21 protein-coding genes and 1 tRNA gene are annotated in these 19,736 nt (G+C 73.0%); 11 read left to right on the forward strand and 11 right to left on the reverse strand.

Going from position 1 to position 19,736, the window contains the following annotated elements; all coding sequences use genetic code 11:
- Positions 1 to 506: 506 nt before the first annotated feature.
- The 3 genes from OG906_RS07070 (at position 507) to OG906_RS07080 (ending at position 3,774) form a co-directional block, all read left to right on the forward strand.
- The gene (locus tag OG906_RS07070) at positions 507 to 1,400 is read left to right on the forward strand and encodes a LysR family transcriptional regulator (protein ID WP_329441001.1); all 894 of its coding nucleotides are present in this window, start codon (positions 507 to 509) and stop codon (positions 1,398 to 1,400) included.
- Positions 1,401 to 1,511: 111 nt separating this feature from the next.
- Entirely contained in the window at positions 1,512 to 2,765 is a 1,254-nt protein-coding gene (locus OG906_RS07075) for a putative Ig domain-containing protein (RefSeq protein ID WP_329441003.1), read from the forward strand.
- Between the two features lie 85 nt (positions 2,766 to 2,850).
- The gene (locus tag OG906_RS07080) at positions 2,851 to 3,774 is read left to right on the forward strand and encodes an SDR family oxidoreductase (RefSeq protein ID WP_329441004.1); all 924 of its coding nucleotides are present in this window, start codon (positions 2,851 to 2,853) and stop codon (positions 3,772 to 3,774) included.
- A gap of 13 nt (positions 3,775 to 3,787) precedes the next feature.
- Here OG906_RS07080 and OG906_RS07085 read toward each other — a convergent pair whose 3' ends face one another.
- On the reverse strand, positions 3,788 to 4,552 hold the full coding sequence (locus OG906_RS07085; RefSeq protein ID WP_329441006.1) for a TetR/AcrR family transcriptional regulator: 765 nt from the start codon (positions 4,550 to 4,552) through the stop codon (positions 3,788 to 3,790).
- A gap of 94 nt (positions 4,553 to 4,646) precedes the next feature.
- Here OG906_RS07085 and OG906_RS07090 point away from each other — a divergent pair, with 94 nt between their 5' ends.
- Together OG906_RS07090 and OG906_RS07095 are read left to right on the forward strand one after the other, a co-directional pair.
- Positions 4,647 to 5,057: a VOC family protein gene (locus tag OG906_RS07090; protein WP_329441008.1), complete on the forward strand. Its 411-nt coding sequence runs from the start codon at positions 4,647 to 4,649 to the stop codon at positions 5,055 to 5,057.
- A gap of 9 nt (positions 5,058 to 5,066) precedes the next feature.
- The gene (locus tag OG906_RS07095) at positions 5,067 to 7,340 is read left to right on the forward strand and encodes an excinuclease ABC subunit UvrA (protein WP_329441010.1); all 2,274 of its coding nucleotides are present in this window, start codon (positions 5,067 to 5,069) and stop codon (positions 7,338 to 7,340) included.
- A 63-nt stretch (positions 7,341 to 7,403) separates the two neighbouring features.
- Here OG906_RS07095 and OG906_RS07100 read toward each other — a convergent pair whose 3' ends face one another.
- Positions 7,404 to 8,486, reverse strand: a complete 1,083-nt coding sequence (locus OG906_RS07100; protein ID WP_329441011.1) for an enoyl-CoA hydratase/isomerase family protein — start codon at positions 8,484 to 8,486, stop codon at positions 7,404 to 7,406.
- A gap of 117 nt (positions 8,487 to 8,603) precedes the next feature.
- Between OG906_RS07100 and OG906_RS07105 the strand changes: the two genes are divergently transcribed.
- Entirely contained in the window at positions 8,604 to 9,257 is a 654-nt protein-coding gene (locus OG906_RS07105) for an ATP-binding protein (RefSeq protein WP_329441013.1), read from the forward strand.
- 47 nt (positions 9,258 to 9,304) lie between these two features.
- Here OG906_RS07105 and OG906_RS07110 read toward each other — a convergent pair whose 3' ends face one another.
- Positions 9,305 to 10,063 (reverse strand): AraC family transcriptional regulator, encoded by a 759-nt coding sequence (locus OG906_RS07110; protein ID WP_329441015.1) that lies wholly within the window; start codon positions 10,061 to 10,063, stop codon positions 9,305 to 9,307.
- 78 nt (positions 10,064 to 10,141) lie between these two features.
- On the opposite strand from OG906_RS07110, the gene OG906_RS07115 reads away from it, so the two are divergent.
- From OG906_RS07115 to OG906_RS07125, 3 genes are read left to right on the forward strand one after another with little or no spacing between them, the layout of a single operon-like run.
- Positions 10,142 to 11,434 (forward strand): MFS transporter, encoded by a 1,293-nt coding sequence (locus tag OG906_RS07115; RefSeq protein WP_329441016.1) that lies wholly within the window; start codon positions 10,142 to 10,144, stop codon positions 11,432 to 11,434.
- A gap of 42 nt (positions 11,435 to 11,476) precedes the next feature.
- Entirely contained in the window at positions 11,477 to 11,929 is a 453-nt protein-coding gene (locus OG906_RS07120; RefSeq protein WP_329441018.1) for a MarR family winged helix-turn-helix transcriptional regulator, read from the forward strand.
- A 29-nt stretch (positions 11,930 to 11,958) separates the two neighbouring features.
- Complete coding sequence (locus OG906_RS07125) at positions 11,959 to 12,573, forward strand: hydrolase (RefSeq protein ID WP_329441020.1); 615 nt, start codon at positions 11,959 to 11,961, stop codon at positions 12,571 to 12,573.
- On the opposite strand, the gene OG906_RS07130 is transcribed toward OG906_RS07125, so the two are convergent.
- From OG906_RS07130 to OG906_RS07140, 3 genes are all read right to left on the reverse strand, one after another.
- Positions 12,557 to 12,991 (reverse strand): ATP-binding protein, encoded by a 435-nt coding sequence (locus OG906_RS07130; protein ID WP_329441022.1) that lies wholly within the window; start codon positions 12,989 to 12,991, stop codon positions 12,557 to 12,559. The two genes, OG906_RS07125 and OG906_RS07130, sit on opposite strands and share 17 nt — an antisense overlap.
- A gap of 87 nt (positions 12,992 to 13,078) precedes the next feature.
- Positions 13,079 to 13,444 (reverse strand): STAS domain-containing protein, encoded by a 366-nt coding sequence (locus tag OG906_RS07135; protein ID WP_267799683.1) that lies wholly within the window; start codon positions 13,442 to 13,444, stop codon positions 13,079 to 13,081.
- Positions 13,445 to 13,771: 327 nt separating this feature from the next.
- Positions 13,772 to 13,845, reverse strand: a tRNA-Pro gene (locus tag OG906_RS07140).
- 115 nt (positions 13,846 to 13,960) lie between these two features.
- On the opposite strand from OG906_RS07140, the gene OG906_RS07145 reads away from it, so the two are divergent.
- Complete coding sequence (locus tag OG906_RS07145; RefSeq protein WP_329441023.1) at positions 13,961 to 14,452, forward strand: DUF309 domain-containing protein; 492 nt, start codon at positions 13,961 to 13,963, stop codon at positions 14,450 to 14,452.
- 18 nt (positions 14,453 to 14,470) lie between these two features.
- On the opposite strand, the gene OG906_RS07150 is transcribed toward OG906_RS07145, so the two are convergent.
- The 4 genes from OG906_RS07150 to OG906_RS07165 are packed head-to-tail and all read right to left on the reverse strand — an operon-like array spanning position 14,471 to position 17,728.
- A complete protein-coding gene (locus OG906_RS07150; RefSeq protein ID WP_267827191.1) occupies positions 14,471 to 14,860 on the reverse strand; it encodes a VOC family protein in 390 nt (129 codons plus the stop codon).
- Between the two features lie 5 nt (positions 14,861 to 14,865).
- Positions 14,866 to 15,498: a LutC/YkgG family protein gene (locus tag OG906_RS07155; protein ID WP_329441026.1), complete on the reverse strand. Its 633-nt coding sequence runs from the start codon at positions 15,496 to 15,498 to the stop codon at positions 14,866 to 14,868.
- Complete coding sequence (locus OG906_RS07160) at positions 15,495 to 16,976, reverse strand: lactate utilization protein B (protein ID WP_329441028.1); 1,482 nt, start codon at positions 16,974 to 16,976, stop codon at positions 15,495 to 15,497. Before OG906_RS07160 ends, OG906_RS07155 begins: the two co-directional genes overlap by 4 nt.
- Entirely contained in the window at positions 16,973 to 17,728 is a 756-nt protein-coding gene (locus tag OG906_RS07165) for a (Fe-S)-binding protein (RefSeq protein ID WP_329441029.1), read from the reverse strand. The genes OG906_RS07160 and OG906_RS07165 overlap by 4 nt, the downstream gene beginning before the upstream one ends.
- Before the next feature lie 18 nt (positions 17,729 to 17,746).
- On the opposite strand from OG906_RS07165, the gene cobF reads away from it, so the two are divergent.
- Positions 17,747 to 18,499, forward strand: a complete 753-nt coding sequence (gene cobF / locus OG906_RS07170; RefSeq protein WP_329441032.1) for a precorrin-6A synthase (deacetylating) — start codon at positions 17,747 to 17,749, stop codon at positions 18,497 to 18,499.
- On the opposite strand, the gene OG906_RS07175 is transcribed toward cobF, so the two are convergent.
- Positions 18,486 to 19,634, reverse strand: coding sequence for an aminotransferase class V-fold PLP-dependent enzyme (locus OG906_RS07175; RefSeq protein WP_329441034.1), 1,149 nt, complete (start codon positions 19,632 to 19,634; stop codon positions 18,486 to 18,488). The genes cobF and OG906_RS07175 overlap by 14 nt on opposite strands.
- Between the last annotated feature and the right edge of the window lie 102 nt (positions 19,635 to 19,736).

Below are 19,736 nucleotides of genomic sequence, written 5' to 3' on the forward strand. Positions count from 1 at the left end.
GGGCCTGCGGTGCCGGTGCCGTGCGGGGCGATGCGTGGGCCGTACGGGCCGTGCTGTGGGGGTGCGGGCCGTGCGGGCAGGACGGGGGAACACGCCGGTCGACGACTCCGCCGGCGCGGTGCGTGCCGCGACCGGGTGACCCGTCGTCGGTTCGGACGGGCTTGAGCGGTGGTCAAAATCCCCGGCGCCGCGATGCATCGTGCGGTGATGACCGTGCACTGTCAACCGGTATGCGGAGTGGGTTCCCTCGCTCTTCCCGGACCCGCCGGCCGGTTCCCGACCCTCCGGTCCCGGCCCGCGCCGCACCCCCGTCCGCCCGGTGGCCTGCGGTGATGTCCACCCCTCGGGCCGGGGCCGGGGAAGGCGTGAGGCGAGGGGCGAGGCGCACGGTCATGCCGTGCCGGTATGCCTTCTCGCCACGCGGGCATGAACGGCGCACCGAGGCGTGGGAGTTGTTCACCATGCTGCCCCTTACAGGTACGGCAGCACCCGGTTACCGTCCGGTCATGACCCCCACACTCGCGCAGCTTCGCTACCTCGTCGCCGTCGCGGACTGCCGTTCCATCACGGGCGCGGCCGCCTCGGTCTTCGTGGCCCAGTCCGCCCTCTCCCGGGCCGTCCAGGCCATGGAGCGCGATCTCGGCGTGGAACTCCTCGCCCGCCGGGGCCGGGGCGTGGACCTCACCCCCGAGGGGTCCAGGGTGGTACGACTGGCCCGGACCGTCCTGAACGCCGTCGAGGCGATCGACGACATCGGCACCGGGCACGGCGACGCCGTCCGCACCACCCTCGTCCTGGTCGCCACCCCGACCCTGGCGCTGGACCTGGCCGCCGAACTGGTGCCCTCCTTCACCCGACGGCATCCCGGGGTGGACGTCCGGGTCCTGCAGCGCGACAGCCGGGAGGCCCTGGTCCAGGAACTCACCGGCGGCAGCGCCGAACTGGCGCTGGTCGACCTGCCGATCGACCAGGAGCTGTCCACGCACCACGTCCAGGAGCGGGAGGTGGTGCTGATCTCGCCCATCGGCTCCCGGCTGCCGGACCCGATGCCGTTCCGGTTGCTCGACGGGCTGCCCATGGTGCTGCCGTGCCCGGGCACCGGCCGACGGACCGAGATGGAGGCCATGTTCAGCTGCCTCGGCGTGCGCCCCGAACCCCGCCTGGAAGTCGACGAACGACTCGCCTGGGTCACCGGGGTGACGGACGGGCGAGGCTCGCTCATCTGGTACCGGGACGTGGTCTCCAGGGCCTTCGGCACGCGCGCCGAGATCCGCTCGTTCACCCCGCCCCTGTTGCGCCCCGTGGGCATCGCCCACACCCGGCGCCCCCTCGGTCGGGCGGCCCGGGCCTTCATCGCGCACGCCCTGCACAAAGCCCCCGTACGTGAGCCCGCACCCTGACCGGAACAGGCCTTGCGGACCGCGAGGCATGTCGGTTCGGCATTGAACCATGCTCAAACGGGACGGCGTTGGCCCTGGCATCCGCGCCCGACGTCCCCTCACATGGTGCGCATGGCACCCACCCGCAGAACACCATGGGCGGCGGCCCTCGCCACCGCCCTCCTCGCCGTCGCCCTGCCGGCCGCCGCCTGGGCGACCGGTGGCGCCGCCACCGCTTCCGTGACCCCGGCGCCCCCCGACCCGGCGGCGCCGGCCGCCGCGCCGGCCCCCGAGCGTGCGTGCGACCTGCCCGGCGGTCTGGCCGAACTCAGCGGTCTCGCCATGAGCCGCAGGCACCCGGGCGTCCTCTACGCCGTCAACGACAGCGGCAACACCAATCAGGTCTTCGCCGTCGACTGCAACACCACATCCGGCCGGCTCGTGGCGACCTACACCGTCACCGGTGTCGGCAACACCGACTGGGAAGGCCTCGCGCTCGGCAAGGACGCCGGGGGATCCCCCGTGATCCTCGTCGGCGACATCGGGGACAACTTCGCCGGCCGCGCCGAGATCACCGTCCACGCCTTCGCCGAACCGGAGGTGCTCGCCGACGCGTCCGTCACCCCGACCAGCCACCGCTTCGCCTACTCCGACGGCCGGCACGACGCCGAGTCCCTGCTCGCGGACCCCGTCACCGGGCAGCTCTACGTCGCGACCAAACTCATCGGCGCGGCGGGCAAGCTGTACAAGGCCCCGCTGCCGCCCGTGTCCGGGCAGCTCAACACCCTCTCCCCGGTCCGGTCGGGCCCGGTGTTCACGACCGACGGGGCCTTCTCCCCGTCCGGGGCCTCCTACGCCCTGCGCAGCGGTGGACCGCTCGGGGCCAACACCGCCACGGTGTACGACACCGCGGGGAACAAGCTCGCGGACGTGGCGCTGCCGGCCCAGCCGCAGGGCGAGACGCTCACGTACGCCGACTGCGCCGGCCTGTTGGTCGGTTCGGAGAACGACGCCCGGATCTGGCGCGTGCCACTGCCGCCGGAGGCCACCCCGGGCTGCGCCGGAACCCCCACGCCGACGCCGACTCCCACGCCCACCCCGACCCCGACGCCCACGCCGACCCCGACGTCGGGTGATCTGCGGATCGTCGACCCCGGACCACAGACCTGCCGCTTCAACCAGACCTGCACCATCCGACTCACCACCACCGGAGGCACACCCCCCATCCGCTACACCACCACCACACTCCCCTGGGGACTCACCCTCGAACCCACCACCGGACGCATCACCGGCACACCCTGGACCACCGGAACCCACCCCATCACCGCCACCGCCACCGACCCCACCACCCACACCACCTTCACCCTCACCCTCAACTGGTTCTGATGCCCCCGTCGGGTGACGCCGGGGCCCCGCCGCCGCGCGCGCCGATGGGCGTGCCCCGCGCGACGCGGCGTCGTAGGCTCGGGGCATGGCGGACGCAGAGCAGACCCTCCGGGGCAAGGTCGCCCTGGTGGCGGGTGGGACACGGGGCGCGGGCCGGGGCATCGCGGTGCAACTGGGCGCGCGGGGCGCGACCGTGTACGTGTCGGGGCGCAGCACGACCGGCAAGCGGTCGGAGTACGACCGGCCGGAGACGATCGAGGAGACGGCCGCGCTCGTGACGGCGGCCGGCGGTCACGGGATCGCGGTGGTGGCGGACCATCTGGTGTCCGAGCAGGTCGAGGCGCTGGTCCGGCGGATCGATTCCGAGCAGGGCCGGCTGGACGTCCTGGTCAACGACATCTGGGGCGGCGAGCTGCTCTTCGAGTGGGAGAGCACGGTCTGGGAGCACGACCTCGACAAGGGGCTGCGCCTGATGCGCCTCGCGGTGGACACCCATGCCATCACCAGCCATCACGCGCTGCCGTTGCTGCTGCGCGGTCCGGGCGGTCTGGTGGTGGAGATGACGGACGGGACGGCGGAGTACAACGCGAGCCGCTACCGGGTGTCGTTCTTCTACGACATCGCGAAGTCGGCCGTGTTGCGCATGGCGTTCGCCCTCGGCCACGAGCTGGGGCCGCGCGGCGCGACGGCGGTGGCGTTGACCCCGGGCTGGCTGCGGTCGGAGATGATGCTGGAGCACTTCGGTGTGACCGAGGCGAACTGGCGGGACGCGTTGGAGAAGGTCCCGCACTTCGGGATCTCCGAGACCCCGGCCTACGTCGGGCGCGCGGTCGCGGCGCTCGCCGCCGACCCCGAGGTGTCGCGCTGGAACGGGCAGTCGCTCTCCAGCGGGCAACTGGCCCGGGTCTACGGATTCACGGACCTGGACGGCAGCCGGCCGGACGCCTGGCGGTACATGGTCGAGGTCCAGGACCCGGACCGCCCGGCGGACACCACCGGCTACCGCTGAGCGCCGGCCCGCCTCACTCCGGGCCCCGCCGCCCCTCCACCCGTCGGGCGAGGCCGTCGAGCACGCAGGCAAGCCCGAAGTCCCAGACGGTCTCGGGTCGGTAGCCGCCGACCGCGCTGCCGACGCGTCCGGCGAGCGGATAGCGCTCGGCGTCCATGGCCCGCTCCAGCAGCGGGGCACTGACGGCCCACCACTCGTCGTCGCTCTGGCGGTCGTTGTGGGCCGCGGCGTCGGCGGCGGCCAGGGCGTTGGCGTGGACGAAGCCCAGCAGGTGGGTGAGGGCGGCGTCCATCTCGACGTCGGTCAGGCCGATGCCGTCGAACGCCGCCAGTTCGTGCTCGTACTTGCCGATCACGCCGGGACCCAGCGGGGGCCGGGTGACCGGGAGGTCGGCGATCCACGGGTGGCGCAGGAGCAGGTCCCGGTTGTCGTCGGCGACCCGTGCGACCCGGGCCCGCCAGGGGTCGTCGGCGCGCATGTCCCGGCGCGCCATGCGCCGGTACGCCTCGTCGAGCATCAGGTCGAGCAGCTCCGCCTTGCCCGGCACGTAGGTGTAGAGGGTCATCGGGGTCACTCCCAGCCGGCCGGCCAGGGCCCGCATGGTGAGGGCGGCCAGGCCCGCCTCGTCCGCGAGCGCGAGTGCGGCCTCGACGACCGCGTCGACGGTGAGCCCCTGGCGGGGGCCGCGCCGGCCGCTCGGGGCCCCTTGCCCGGGCTCCCTCCACAGCAACTCCAGGGTGCGGACGGGGTCGCCCGCGCCGCTCCGGTCCTTCGCCATGCCCGGCTCCTTCCAGCCCGCGTCGAAATCTTTCTACGCTGTACAGGATACTATGTACAATGTACGGCAGAGCCATCGAGCCGCGAGGAGTTCCGTGCAGATCGCCAGTTCCGCCATATCCCTCAACGTTGACGACGTCCACGCGTCCGCCACCTTACTGACCGGCCATTTCGGCTTCCGGGAAGCCATGTCCGCCGACGGCTTCGTCTCGCTCTCGCACCCGGACGGCCCGCAGGTGATCTTCCTGCGCCGGGGACTCGAACTCCTCCCCGAGGACTTCCGCCACGAGCGCGCGGCCGGCCTGATCCTGGTGTTCACCGTGGCCGACCTGCCGAGCGAGCACGAACGACTGCGCGCGGCGGGCGTCCCCATCACCATGGCGCCGCGCGAAGAGCCCTGGGGCGAGCGGCTGTTCCAGGTCACCGACCCGAACGGAGTGATCATCGAACTCGTCGACTGGATCACCACCCCAGGCGCCGGCGAGCCGGCCGACAACCACCAGTAGGGAGCCCCCGTGACCTCTCAGCCCATCGCGGCCGCCGACGCCCACCAGGTCATCCAGGTCCGGGGCGCCCGGGAGAACAACCTCGCGGACGTCTCCCTCGACATCCCCAAGCGCCGCCTCACCGTCTTCACCGGGGTCTCCGGCTCCGGCAAGTCCTCCCTGGTGTTCGGCACCATCGCCGCCGAGTCCCAGCGCATGATCAACGAGACGTACACGGCCTTCATCCAGTCGTTCATGCCGAGCCTGGGCCGCCCCGACGTGGACGGGCTGCACAACCTCAGCGCCGCCATCGTGGTCGACCAGGAGCGGATGGGAGCGAACTCCCGCTCCACCGTGGGCACCGCCACCGACGCCTATACGATGCTGCGGATCGTCTTCTCCCGGCTCGGCGTCCCGCACATCGGCACGTCCACCGCCTTCAGCTTCAACACCCCCGACGGCATGTGCGCGCGCTGCGAGGGCATCGGCCAGGTCTCCGACATCGCCGTCGACCAGCTCGTCGATCGCGAACTGTCCCTCAACGAGGGCGCGATCACCGTCCCCGGCTTCGCCGTGGACTCGTGGTACTGGCAGATCATGGCGAACTCCGGCCTCTACTCCCCCGACACCAAGCTCAAGGACTTCACCGAACGGGAGTGGGCCGACTTCCTGCACAAGCCCTCGGTGAAGGTGAAGGTCGGGTCCAACAACTTCACCTACGAGGGCCTGATCACCAAGATCCAGCGCACCTACCTCGCCAAGGACCGCGAGGCCATGCAGTCCCACATCCGGGCCTTCGTGGACCGGGCCGTGGTCTTCGCCGACTGCCCCGACTGCGCGGGCACCCGACTCTCCGCCGCCGCGCTGTCCTCGCGGATCGACGGGGTGAACATCGCGGACTGTTCGGCCATGCAGATCAGCGATCTGGCCGCGTTCGTCCGGCGGATCGACGATCCGGCCGTCGCCCCGATGATCGCCAACCTGCGCGACCTGTTGGACTCCCTCGTCGAGATCGGCCTCGGCTACCTGAGTCTGGACCGCCCCTCCGGCACCCTGTCGGGCGGCGAGGCCCAGCGCGTCAAGATGGTCCGCCACCTCGGATCCTCGCTGACGGACATCACCTATGTCTTCGACGAGCCGACCACCGGTCTGCACCCGCACGACATCCGACGCATGAACGACCTGCTCCTGCGGCTGCGCGACAAGGGCAACACCGTCCTGGTCGTGGAACACAAGCCGGAGGTCATCGCGATCGCCGACCACGTCGTGGACCTCGGCCCGGGAGCGGGCACCGCCGGCGGGCGGCTCTGCTACAGCGGGGACGTGGCCGGACTGCGCGCCTCCGACACCCTCACCGGCCGACACCTCGAACACCGCGCGGCGCTGCGCGAGCCCGTGCGCACCCCGCGCGGCCACCTGTCCGTCAAGGACGCCGACCTGCACAACCTCAAGGACGTCAGCGTGGACGTCCCCCTGGGGGTGCTGACGGTGGTGACCGGCGTCGCGGGCTCCGGCAAGAGCTCCCTGATCCACGGCTACCTCTCCGGACGGGACGGGGTGGTGGTCGCCGACCAGTCCCCGATCCGGGGCTCGCGCCGCTCCAACCCGGCCACGTACACGGGCCTGCTCAACCCGATCCGCACCGCCTTCGCCAAGGCCAACGGGGTCAAGGCGGCGCTGTTCAGCGCCAACTCGGAGGGCGCCTGCCCGAAGTGCACCGGTCTCGGCCTCGTCTACACCGACCTGGCGATGATGGCCGGGGTGGCCTCGGTCTGCGAGCAGTGCGAGGGCCGGCGCTTCACGCCCGAGGTGCTCACGTACCGACTGCGCGGCAAGAACATCAGCGAGGTGCTCGACATGCCGGTGACGGAGGCGCACGCGTTCTTCACCACCGGCCAGGCCCGGGCGATCCTGGGCCGACTCTCGGACGTGGGGCTGGGCTATCTGCGGCTCGGGCAGCCGCTGAACACCCTGTCGGGAGGCGAGCGCCAGCGCCTCAAGCTCGCCATCAACATGGCGGAGAAATCCTCGACGTACATCCTGGACGAGCCGACGACCGGCCTGCACATGGCGGATGTCGACAAGCTCCTCGCCCTGCTGGACCGCCTCGTGGACGACGGCAACTCGGTCATCGTCATCGAGCACCACCAGGCGGTGATGGCGCACGCCGACTGGCTGATCGACATCGGGCCGGGCGGTGGTCACGCGGGCGGCAGCGTGGTCTTCGAGGGCACGCCGGCCCAACTGGTTTCCGAAAGTGACACTTTGACGGCGCGTCATCTTCGGGAGTACGTCGGCTCCTGACGACGGGGTGAGCTGTCGGGCCGCCGCCCGCCGCCGTGCGCGGGAGGCGGCGGCCCGACGCGCTCAGCCGGTGACGCTCTCGTCCCGCGCCCCCGGGAAGATCGGTTCGTGATCCGCCCCGAGCGGGGCGAAGAAGCGGGCCACGTCCGCCTCGGTGACCTCTTCGAGGGTGGCGGGCGACCAACGGGGCCTGCGGTCCTTGTCGATCACCTGGGCCCGGACGCCCTCCACCAGGTCGGGCGACGTCAGGGCGTTGCAGGAGACCCGGTACTCCTGCTCCAACACCCATTCGAGGGGGCCCAGTTCACGCGCCCGGCGCACGGCGGCCAGGGTGACCTTGAGTGCGGTCGGCGACTTGGCCAGGAGGGTCTCGGCGGCCGCCTTGGCCTCGGGCTCGTTGGTCGCGAGGAGCCGATCGACGATCTCCTCGACGGTGTCGGCCGTGTAGCAGGGGTCGATCCACCGCCGGTGCTCCGCCAGTTCGGCGTGTCCGGGGGTGCCGACGTGGTGGGGAAGCACCTCGTGGACCGGGGCGAGGAGCAGTTCGGCGGTCAACTCCGGCAGCCGTCCAGCTGGTACGAAGTGACCGGCGAGCCCGCACAACAGGGCGTCGGCCGCCCCGACGGCCGTTCCGGTCAGGGCCAGGTGCAGCCCCAGCTCCCCCGGGGCGCGGCCCAGGAGGTAGGTGCCGCCGACGTCGGGGACGAAGCCGATGCCGGTCTCGGGCATGGCCACGCGCGAGCGTTCGGTGACGATGCGGACGTTGCCGTGGGCCGAGATCCCGACCCCGCCGCCCATCACGATGCCGTCCATCAACGCCACGTACGGCTTGGGATACCGGGCGATGAGCGCGTTCAACCGGTACTCGTCCCGCCAGAAGTCCGCCGACGCCGAACCCCCGGCCCTGGCGTCGTCGTGAATGGCCCGGATGTCACCCCCGGCACACAGCCCCCGCTCGCCGGCGCCGCGCAGGAGGACCTGGGTCACTCCCGGATCCCGCTCCCAGTCCGTCAGCGCCTCGGTGATCCGCAGCACCATGGGGTGGGTGAGCGCGTTGAGGGCCCTGGGCCGGTTGAGGGTGATCACCCCCGTGTGGCCGTCGATCTCGATCAGGACCGTCTCGTCTGCGGCGTCTTCGCTCTTCACACCGGCCAGTATGCTGCGTGGCCCGCCCCGCGGAAGATCATCCCATGGTGTCCGCGCCCCCGGACGGTTCGAGGGGCCCGCCCCCGGCGCCCACGGCACGGTCGACATACTTCCGTGATGGATGATTCGAGTACGCCCTGGCGCAACACCACGCACGACTGGGCGAGATCCGTGGATCCGGAGCACCTCGCCCTCATCCGTCGGGACCCGGCCGGTTTCGCTCCCGGCGGGCTACGGCAGCTGATCCTGGAAGTCCTCGCCTACGCGGCCGACGAGGCGGAGTCCAGGGGCGCGGGCCGCTGTACCGTGACGCTCCGCCCCGACGGGTCGGTGTCCGTCGCGGACGACGGGCGGGGCACCGACACCCGTTTCGACGAGCAGGGCCGGCCGGTCCGCAAGCCCGTCATGGCGACGAAGGACCTGCGGTTCTTCGACCACCCCGACGCCGAGTCACTGCCCGACGGACATCCGCGCCGGGGCATGTCCGTGGTCGCGGCGCTGAGCGAGTGGCTCGTCCACATCAACCGCCGTGCGGGCGGCGCCTGGAGCCAACGCTACGAGCACGGTGTGCCGGCGACCGGTCTGACGCCGATCGCGGACGACGGCACCACGGGCACGGTCGTCCACTTCCGCCCCGCCGGAGCGACGGCCACGACCGACGCCGCGGGCACGACCGACGCCGCGTGCGATCTGGTCGTCGAGCAGCTCGCCGGCTTGGCCTCGGCCTGGCCCTTCCTGTCCGTCGACTTCGACGACCGCCGCGCCGACTGACCGCGCGGGCGCGCCGAGACCCGCAGGCCCTACGGCCCGCGGGTCGGCTACAGGTGTGTGCCCGGCGTGTGGCCGAAGGCGCGTCGGAACACGTCGATGAACGCGCTCGCGGACGACCAGCCGCAGCGGTGCGCGACCGCCGTCACCGGCGTTCCCACGGCGAGCAACCGCAGCGCCTGGTGCAGCCGCAACTGCGTGCGCCACTGCGGGAACGTCATGCCCAGGTCGGCGCGGAACAGCCGGCTCAGCGTCCGTTCCCCCGCGCCCGCGCCGGCCGCCGCCCCCAGCGCCGCCAGTCCCCGCCCGTCCGCCGGGTCGGCTTCCAGCACCGCGCACACCGCCGCCAGCCGGGGGTCGGTGGGCGCGGGCAGGTGCAGGGGCTGGAGCGGCGAGACCCGCAGTCGGTCCAGGAGCACCGCCAACAAGCGGCGGCGTGCCGGGCTCCCGTCGTCCGGTTCGCGGGTGTACGCCAGGAGCAGTTCCCGCAGCAGCGGTCCCACCGCGATCACCGCCGGTCGGTCCGGGGGCAGCGGGGCGTGGCGGGTCGGCAGGCCCACGCAGTGCAGGTCGGTGCGTCCGTACGCGCGGTGCTCGTGCACCGTCCCGGCCGGGATCCACAGCGCGCGGGTGGTGGGCGCGACCCACGTGCCGGCGTCGGTGGTGACCGAGAGCATCCCGGAGCCCGCGTAGGCGATCTGGTGATCGTCGTGGTGGTGCGCGGGGATCCCGACGTGCGTGTCGAGCCGGTTGACGTTGGTCAGGGCCCGCGGCCGGTGCTCCGCGTCGGGTTGGCGGAATTTCTGCATCACCGGGCATTTTATCGGAAGCGGGACGCCCTGCCCCCGGGAGATTCTCGATCGGTGACATCGATCGAGACACCCTCCGTGACCCCCCGACCCCGACGTACGCCCGGCCGCCTGCGCGTGGCCGGCTTCTCCGCCGGTCACGCCTGCGTGGACGTCTATCAGGGCGCGGTCTCCGCCCTCGTGCCCTTCCTCGCCTCCGAGCGGGCCTACGGCTACGCCGCCGCGTCCGGCATCGTGCTCGCCGCGTCCCTCCTCTCCTCCGTGGCGCAGCCGCTGTTCGGGGCGCTCACCGACCGGCGGGCCGTGCCCTGGCTGATCCCGGTGGCCGCGGGGGCCGCCGGGCTCGGGATCGCGCTCGTCGGTCTGGACGCCGGGTACCGCGCCACCCTCGCGGCGGTCGCCGTGTCCGGGTTCGGGGTGGCCGCGTACCACCCGGCGGCGGCCCGTCTCGTGCGTACCTGGCCGGGCGACGGGCACGCCGCGATGAGCTGGTTCGCCCTCGGCGGGAACATCGGCTTCGCGTGCGCGCCGCTGCTGGTGTTCGCGGCGCTGTCGGTGTCCGGCCCGGTCGGGTGGTGGTTGTTGGCGCTGCCGGCGGTCGTGGGCGTGTTCCTCAACCGGCCGCCGTCCGCCCGGAAGCGGGCCGGTACGACCGACCCCGCCGGGCCGGCCGTCGCGCGGGCACGGGAGGACCGGCGGGCGTTCCTGCGCCTGTCGCTCGTCGTGGTCGTTCGCTCGATCGTCTTCGTCGGACTCAGCACCTTCATCGCGCTGTACGTGCGTGAGCGCGGGGGCGGTGCGAGCGCCGGGTCCGTGGCCCTGTTCGCCCTGTTCGCGGGCAGCGCGGGCGGCACTCTGCTCGGGGGCCCGCTCGCCGCGCGCTGGGGCCGGGTACCCGCCGTGCGCCGGGCCTACGCCGCCGCCGTCCCCGCCGTGGCGGGGATCGTGTTCCTGCCGCTGCCCCTCGTGTACGGGTGCGCCGCGCTGGCCGCCACCGCGCTGTACGTGCCGTTCTCGCTCCAGGTGACCCTGGGCCAGGACTACCTGCCGACCCGCATGGGCACCGCGAGCGGGGTCACCCTGGGCCTGACGGTCAGCATCGGCGGGGTGGCGAGCCCGCTGATCGGTGCCCTCGCCGACGCCTCCTCGCTGCGCACCGCGCTGCTGCCGCTGATCGTCCTGCCGCTCCTGGCGTGGGCCCTGGCCCGGCGCCTGCCCGAGCCCGCCCTGCCAAAGGCCACCCTGCCGGAGGCCACCCCGCCGGACTCGACCACGACCGACTCGGCCGCGGCCGACTCGGCCGGGACGGAATCGGCCGGGACGGAATCGACGGCCACGGGGTCCGCGGGCCATGTGCCCGGAAAGCCATAAGGCCACCTTGCAAGTTTGACTGTATGTCCCTACCGTGGCGACATGTCCCCCGATTCGTCCACCACCCCCCGAGCCCCTCGGCCCCGTGACACGGCCGAGGAACTGCAACTCGCGCTCGGCATGCTGGTGCGGCAGATGAGGGCCGCCGCCGGTGGCGGGATCAGCCTGTCGCAGATGTCCGTGCTCAAGCGGCTCGACCGGCTCGGGCCCTGCACGGCGTCGGAGCTGGCCCGGGCGGAGAAGATCCGCCCCCAGTCCGTCATCGCCACTGTGAACTCCCTCCAGGCCGAGGGCCTCGTCGTCCGCACCCCGCACCCCACGGACGGGCGCAGGCTGCCGATCTCGCTCACGCCCGAGGGCCGGGCCCTCGTGAGGGAGCGCCGCGAGGCGGGCCACGGCCGGCTCGCCGAGCTGATCGCCGAGCGTCTGAGTCCGGCGGAGCAGCGGATGGTGGCCGATGTCGTGCCACTGCTGCGGCGGTTGGCCGAGGACTGAACACCCCACGACCCGAGGAGACCGACCCCATGACCGCGCCCGCGTCGCCCGACCGCCCCGAGCCCGACCTGACCCTCGATTCCGCCACGGCGCTGGTCCTCGTCGACCTCCAGAACGGGATCCTGGCGCTGCCCACCACCAGGCCCGCCCCTGAGGTCCTGAAGAACGGCATCGCCCTCGCCGAGGCCTTCCGCGCCCGCGGGCTGCCGGTGGTGCTGGTGCGGGTCGCCTGGTCCCCCGACGGCGGTGACCTGCCCGTTCGCCGGGTCGACCGGCCCGGCCCGGCATCGGCCCCGCCCGCTGCGTTCTCGGAGATCCCCGCCGAGCTGGCCGCGCTCGGGACCGTGATCGTCACCAAGCGGCACTGGGGCGCGTTCACCGGCACGGAACTCGATCTGCAACTGCGCCGCCGCGGCGTCCGTCGGATCGTCCTCGCCGGCATCTCCACCAGCATCGGCGTGGAGTCCACGGCCCGAACGGCCTGGGAGCACAGTTACGAGCTGGTCTTCGCCGAGGACGCCACCGCCGACACGGATCCCGACGCGCACGCCCACACCTTCGGCAAGATCTTCCCGCGCATCGGCCGGGTGAGCGCGACGGGCGAGGTCCTCGCGGCCCTCGACGCCCTCAGCCCGAAGGGCTGAGGGGCCCGTCCACTCCGTCGGGTCCGACCTCCAGCCAGACGCACTTCCCGTCCGGGCCCGGCCGCGAACCCCAGGACCGGGAGAGCCGTTCCACGATCAGCATCCCGTGCCCGCCGGGCCGCCCCGGTATGGCGGAGCCCGCCGGCACCGGGACCGGCGGGGCGGGGTTGCCGTCGGTCACCTCTATCCGCAGCCGCTCCGGCGTGCGGTCGAGGACGAGCACGCCCGGCCCGCCGCCGTGCAGGCAGGCGTTCGACACGACCTCGGACACCAGGAGCAGCACGTCGTCGGTCGCGTCCGCGGACCACCGCCAGGTGTCGAGCGCCATGCGGGTGAAGTCCCGGCTGCGCGTCACCGGGTTACGGGCGCCCGCCAGCTCCAGGAGCCAGGTCCGGTCGGACGACCCACGCTGCTCCATGGCGCTCAGACTCCTCGCGTCCGTATCCGTGTCCGTGTCTCTATTCCTGTGCGGACCGTCGGGCCTCCGCCCGTCGGGGTCGACCGTCTAGCCGGGCTGTCGCCCACTGAGCGCCTGCTCCACGTCGGCGTGCACGGGGAAGACCCCGTCCGCGCCGGTGATGCGGAACATCCGTGCGACGGGTCCGGTCAGGCCCGCCAGCTCCAGGGTGCCCTCGGCCTCCTGGGCCGAGATCCTGCTGTGCAGCAGCACGTTCAAACCGGTGGAATCGCAGAACTCCAGCTTCGAGAGGTCCACCAGCAGGCGGACGCCCGGGCTGATCGCCGCGTCGAGGGCATCCCGCAGGGGCTGGGCGGTGTCGTGGTCCAGCTCCCCGGTGAGAGCCAGGATCACGGCGCCGTCCGCGGCCCGCTCCACCACGGTGAACCGCTCTTTCTCCACTCCCGGCACCATCCGCCATCATCCTTCCGTCCTGCTGCCGATGCGTCTGCCCGGATACCGCCGGGATACGCGCCACGGCATGAAGTCTGTCGGACCGGGCGGGCACATCCCCGCAACCGGTCGGGAACCACACCGTACGCGGATGAGAGCGCGGCCCCACAGGCGCCCGCGCCACCCGGCCGGCACGGCCTACGGTCCGCCTGAACAGCGGCCGGGGTCACGGCACTTGGCCCCGCACGGCGCACGACGCGTACGCGCGGCCGGGGGCGGACGGCGGGAACGAAAGAGAGGCCGTATCGGATGAATCCGATACGGCCTCTGCTTCACGACTCTGTCGAGTCGGGACGACAGGATTTGAACCTGCGACCCCTTGACCCCCAGTCAAGTGCGCTACCAAGCTGCGCCACGTCCCGTTCTGCTTTGCGCCTTCCACCTGGGGTTTCCCCCTCGTGCCGGGCACATGCAGAACATTACCCCACACCGAGGGGTACGCGTGCACCGGTGATCGGCGGGAGAGAGGATGTGCGGGTGAACGCACGGGATCGGGATGGCGAGGGGCGGGCGCGGAGCGCGCGGCCGCGGGACGGGCTCGGGCGGCCGTTGCCGTACGGGGCGCCGGGTGTCGAGCGGCAGCCCGAAGGGGTGGTGCGGACGCCCGCCGCGACCGTCGCGCAGGCGCAGCGGCTGCTGGACGCCGGGATGCCCTTCCACGCGCACGAGGTGTTCGAGGACGCCTGGAAGTCGGGCCCGCCGGGCGAGGCGGCGATGTGGCGGGGGCTCGCCCAGTTGGCGGTGGGGCTCACGCATGCGGCGCGGGGGAACGCCACCGGCGGGGCCCGGTTGTTGCGGCGCGGCGCGGGCGTCCTGGCCGGGCTGGACGCGCCGTACGGGATCGACCTGCCCGGGCTGGTGGAGTGGGCCGGGGCGCTGGCCGGTCGGGTCGAGGCCGGCGCGGTGGTGGACGCGGCGGCCGAGGCGCCCCGGCTCGCCGCGGCCCCGGACGGACCGCCGACGGCCTGACCGTCCCGCTCCCGGGGGCTACGCCGGCTGGAGCAGGTCCCAGCGGTTGCCGTACAGGTCCTCGAAGACCGCGACGGAGCCGTACGTCTCGTGGCGCGGCTCCTCCAGGAAGCGGACCCCCTCGGCGGTCATCCGGGCGTGGTCGCCGGCGAAGTCGTCGGTGTGGAGGAAGAACCCGACGCGTCCGCCGGTCTGGTCGCCGACCCGGGCGCGCTGGGCCTCGTCCTTGGCCCGGGCCAGCAGCAGGGCCGCTTCGGTGGCGCCGCGCGGGCGGACCACGACCCAGCGGGAGCCGTCGGGTCGGGCGGTGTCCTCGACGAGGGTGAAGCCGAGGGCGCGGGTGTAGAAGTCGATGGCCTCGTCGTAGTCGTGGACCACGAGGGCGGTGAGGGCGATGTGTGCGGACATGGGTCCTATTGTGCGGACCCGCCGAGCAGGACGACCTCCAGGGTCCGGGGGCCGTGTACGCCCTCCACCCGGTCGAGCTCGATGTCGCTGGTCGCCGAGGGGCCGGAGATCCAGGTCAGCGGGCGGTTGGGGTCCAGCCGCTCCAGGGCCTGCGGGACCGAGTCCACCAGCCGGTCGGGGATGCGGACGACGCAGACGTGGTGGTCGGGGATCAGGGTGATCCGGCGCCGGCCCTGTTCGGGTCCGCCGTCGAGGACGAGGGTGCCGGTCTCCGCGACGGCCAGGGCGCAGCCGGTCACGACGCTGTCCACCGCGTCGAGTTCGAGCGGGGTGGACGCGGCCAGGTCGTGGACGAGTTCCACGTCGGCGTCGGCGAGCCAGTGCGGGGGCAGGTCGGGCGGCACGAGCACGGTGGTGGAGCCCCGTCGGGCGAGGAGTCGTGCCAGGAGCGGCGGCAGGCCGTCCTCGTCGGCGCGGTGCACCGTCGCCCGGTACTCGGTGAGGTGGGCGGCGAGCAGGTCGGCGCTCTGCTCGGGGGTGCGGGCGCCGTGGTGGCGGAGGTAGTCCCGGGGCACTTGCGTGTCGGGGCCGTCGACGGCCCGTCGGATGCGGCCCAGGATGCGGTCCCTGGTGCTCATCGCCGTTCCTCTCCCCGGTCGCCGCGTTCCCGGGCCCACCAGTCGCGGAAGGGTTCGGCGGGCGGGCGCGGCAGCTCGCGGCTGTCGGTCCAGGCCCGGCCGGGCCCGGGCAGTCGGCGCGGTCGCAGGCGGCGGGCGCGGGACAGCAGTCGCTCCCCCGCGCGGAGGGCGCCGGGGCGGTCGAGGAGGAGGCGGGCGGCGCGCATGGCGGCCCGTTCGGCGGTGTGACCGCGGGCGGGACGGATGCGTACGCGGATGCCCTCGCGGGTCACGGGGCCGCCTTGGGCGACGCGTTCGCGGAGGTGGACGAGGACCTCGGGGATGTCGATGGCGACGGGGCAGACCTCGTAGCAGGCGCCGCACAGGGTGGAGGCGTAGGGCAGCGAGGCGTCGATCTCGCTGCCGGTGCCGCGCAGTTGGGGGCTGAGGATGGCGCCGATCGGGCCGGGGTAGACCGAGCCGTAGGCGTGGCCGCCGGCGCGTTCGTAGACGGGGCAGACGTTCAGGCAGGCGGAGCAGCGGATGCAGCGCAGGGCCTGGCGGCCGACGGCGTCGGCGAGGGTGTCGGTGCGGCCGTTGTCGAGGAGGACGAGGTGGAAGGCGGTGGGGCCGTCGCCGTCGGTGGTGCCGGTCCACATGGTGGTGTAGGGGTTCATCCGCTCGGCCGTGGAGGAGCGCGGCAGCGTCTGGAGGAAGATCTCCAGGTCCCGGAAGGTCGGCACCACCTTCTCGATGCCCACGACCGAGATGAGGGTGTCGGGGAGGGTGAGGCACATCCGGCCGTTGCCCTCGGACTCGAAGACGACCATGGTGCCGGTCTCGGCGACCATGAAGTTGGCCCCGGACACGGCGACTTTGGCGCGCAGGAACTTCTCGCGCAGGTGCAGGCGGGCGGCTTCGGCGAGTTCGCGCGGGTCGTCGCCGAGACCGTCCGGTGCGGGCCTGCCCCAACTCCCCATCTCGGCGCGGAAGATGTCCCGGATCTCGGCCCGGTTGCGGTGGATGGCGGGGACCAGGATGTGGGAGGGCCGGTCGTGGCCGAGTTGCACGATGAGTTCGGCCAGGTCGGTCTCGTACGCGGCGATCCCGGCGGCTTCCAGGGCCTCGTTGAGGCCGATCTCCTGGGTGGCCATCGACTTGACCTTGACCACGTCGCGCTCGCCGGTGGCCAGGACCAGTGCGGTGACGATCCGGTTGGCCTCGTCGGCGTCCGCGGCCCAGTGGACGGTGCCGCCGGCCGCCGTGACCGACTCCTCCAACTCCAGCAGGTAGCGGTCGAGATGGCGGAGCGTGTGGTCCTTGACCGCCTTGCCGGCCGCACGGAGCCGGTCCCAGTCCGCCAACTCCGCGACGGCGCGGGCCCGTTTGTCGCGGATGGTGTGCGTGGCGTGCCGGAGGTTGGCGCGCAGGACCTCGTCGTGCACGCCGTCGCGCGCCGCGGTGGGGAAGGCGGGCATGCCGAGCGGGATGGCGGTCATCGCAGGGGGCCCTCCTCGGTCGCGGCGAGGATCTCCGCGAGGTGCAGGGCGCGCAGCGGGACGTCGCGGCGGCGGAGCATGCCGTCGAGATGGGCGAGGCAGGAGTTGTCGGCGCCGCACAGCACCTCGGCGCCGGTGGAGGCGGCGCCGCGGATCTTGTCGGCGCCCATCGCGGCGGACACGTCCGGGTTCTTGACGGCGAAGGTCCCGCCGAAGCCGCAGCATTCCTCGGCCCCGGGGAGTTCGACGAGTTCCAGGCCCTTGACGGCGGCCAGCAGCCGCCGGGGGCGGTCCCCGAGGCCCAGGGTCCGCAGGCCGTGGCAGGAGGGGTGGTAGGTGACGGTGTGCGGGAAGTACGCGCCGACGTCGGTCACGCCGAGGACGTCGACGAGGAACTCGGTCAGCTCGTACACGCGGGGTGCGAGGTCGTCGGCGAGCCGGGCCAGTCCCGGGCCGCGTCCCTCGTCCTGCGCTCTGCGGCCGATCCGGGGGTAGTGCTCGCGGATCATGGCGGCGCAGGACGCGGAGGGGGTGACCACGTACGCGTGGCCCGCGAAGGCCTCGGCGGTGCGCCGCATCAGCGGTTCGCTCTCGTGGCGGTAGCCGGTGTTGTACTGCGGTTGTCCGCAGCAGCTCTGGGCGGCGGGGAAGTCCACGTGGACGCCGAGCCGCTCCAGGAGACGGACCACGGCGATGCCGGTTCGGGGGTACAGCGCGTCGTTGACGCAGGTGACGAACAGGGCGGCGCGCATGACGGGCAGAATAGCCGGGTGAAGAAGTTCTACGTGATCGGCATCGGCGCGGGCGACCCGGACCACCTGACCCTCCAGGCGGTCAAGGCGATCGGCGCCTCGGACGCATTCCTCATCCTGGAGAAGGGCGAGGAGAAGTCGGACCTGACCGGGCTCCGGCGGGCGATGTTGGACGAGTACGCCCGGCCCGGCCACCGGCTGGTGGAGGGCCGCGACCCGGACCGGGACCGCACGCCGGCGGACTACGCCCCGACCGTGGACGGCTGGCGCAGCGCCCGGGCGGAGATCTTCGAGCGGTTCATCGCCGAGGACCTGGCGGACGGCGAGACCGGGGCGTTCCTGGTGTGGGGCGACCCCTCGTTGTACGACTCGACGCTCGCGATCCTCGACGAGGTGCTGGAGAAGGGTCGGGTCGCCTTCGATCACGAGGTGGTGCCCGGCATCAGCAGCATCTCCTCGCTGCTCGCCCGGCACCGGACCACTTTGAACCGGGTGGGTCGCCCGGTGCAGATCACCACCGGGCGGCGGCTCGCGGAGGGCTGGCCGCAGGACGTGGACGACGTGGTGGTGATGTTGGACGCGCGGCACGCCTTCACGGCCCACCTCGACCAGGACCTCTACATCCACTGGGGCGCCTACGTCGGCACGCCCGACGAGATCCTGGTCTCGGGGAAGCTGGCGGAGGTGGCCGACCGGATCGAGGAGCTGCGGACCGAGGCCCGCGCCCGCAAGGGTTGGATCATGGACACGTACCTGCTCAGGCGCCCTTGAGGTAGTCGGGCAGGGCGGCGGCCAGGCGTTCGTACTCCTCGGGCCGGTTGTAGATCTGGCCGCAGACCCGGATGCCGCCGCCGCCCGGCCAGGGCCAGATCAGTACGCGTACGCGCAGCTCGGCGGCGATCCGTTCGCGCAGGGCGCGGGCGCTCTCCTGGGTTTCGGCGATGCCCGGCGGCAGGCGCAGGGCGCGCATGGCGAGCCCCTCGGTGTGCGGGAGCGGGGTGAGTCCGGGGAGCTCGGCGAGCAGGGCGGCGCCGTGGGCGGCGAGCGCGGCGTTGTGGGCCCGTACGGCGGTCGCGTCGAGGCGTGCGAGGAGGTCCAGGCCCTCGGGTGCGGCCAGCCAGCCGGTGTAGTCGACGGTGGCCCGGTTCTCGACGGAGCGGGGGAAGCCGTGCCGGTCCTCCCACGAGGGGACCAGGGCCCGGATCCGGGACCGGTGGCGCGGGGCGACGGCGAAGACGGCGCTGCCGGAGGGCGCGTACCCCCACTTGTGCAGGTTCCCGAACCAGAAGTCGGCGCCGCCGGCCAGCGGGTCGGCGAGCATGCCGGGGGCGTGGGCGCCGTCGACGATGGTGGTGACGCCGCGGGCAGCCAGGTCGGCGAGGAGCGCGGGGCCGGCGATCAGCCGGGCGGTCGGCGAGCTGACGTGGTCGAGGACCGCCACCTTGGTGCGGGGGGTGAGTGCGGCGAGCACGGTCTCCCGTACGGCGTCCTCGTCGGGGAGGTACGGGTCGAGGGTGACCGTGGTGAGGGGTGCGCGGCGGGCCGCCGCCTCGACCACCGTGCCGTAGCCGTGGTCGGTGACCAGGATCTCGTCGCCGTCGGCGAGGGTGACGGCGTCGAGGGCGAGGTTCGCTCCCTCGGTGGCGTTGGCGATGAAGCCGATGCCGTCGGATTCGGTGCCGAGGTGGGTCGCGACCCGGGCGCGGGCGTCGGCGATACGCTCCGGCACCCCGATGAAGAACACGTCGGGGTCGTGGTGGACCTCTGCCTGGAGTGCGGCGTGCGCCTGCTGCACGGGGACCGGTACGGCGCCGAACGATCCGTGGTTGAGGTGCGCGACGTCGGGGTCGAGCCGGAACAGGGCACGCCCGCCGGGGAACTCCGCCGGGGCTTTCGGCTCGGTCACTGGACCTCCGTGAGTGGATCGGCTGGTGCGCCGATCATCTCCCGGGGCGGGCTGGGACCGGAAGACCGCCCCGGCGGCCGGAAGACCGCCCCCGGGCCTGAA

It is taken from the genome of Streptomyces sp. NBC_01426 (assembly GCF_036231985.1).
Lineage (GTDB): Bacteria > Actinomycetota > Actinomycetes > Streptomycetales > Streptomycetaceae > Streptomyces.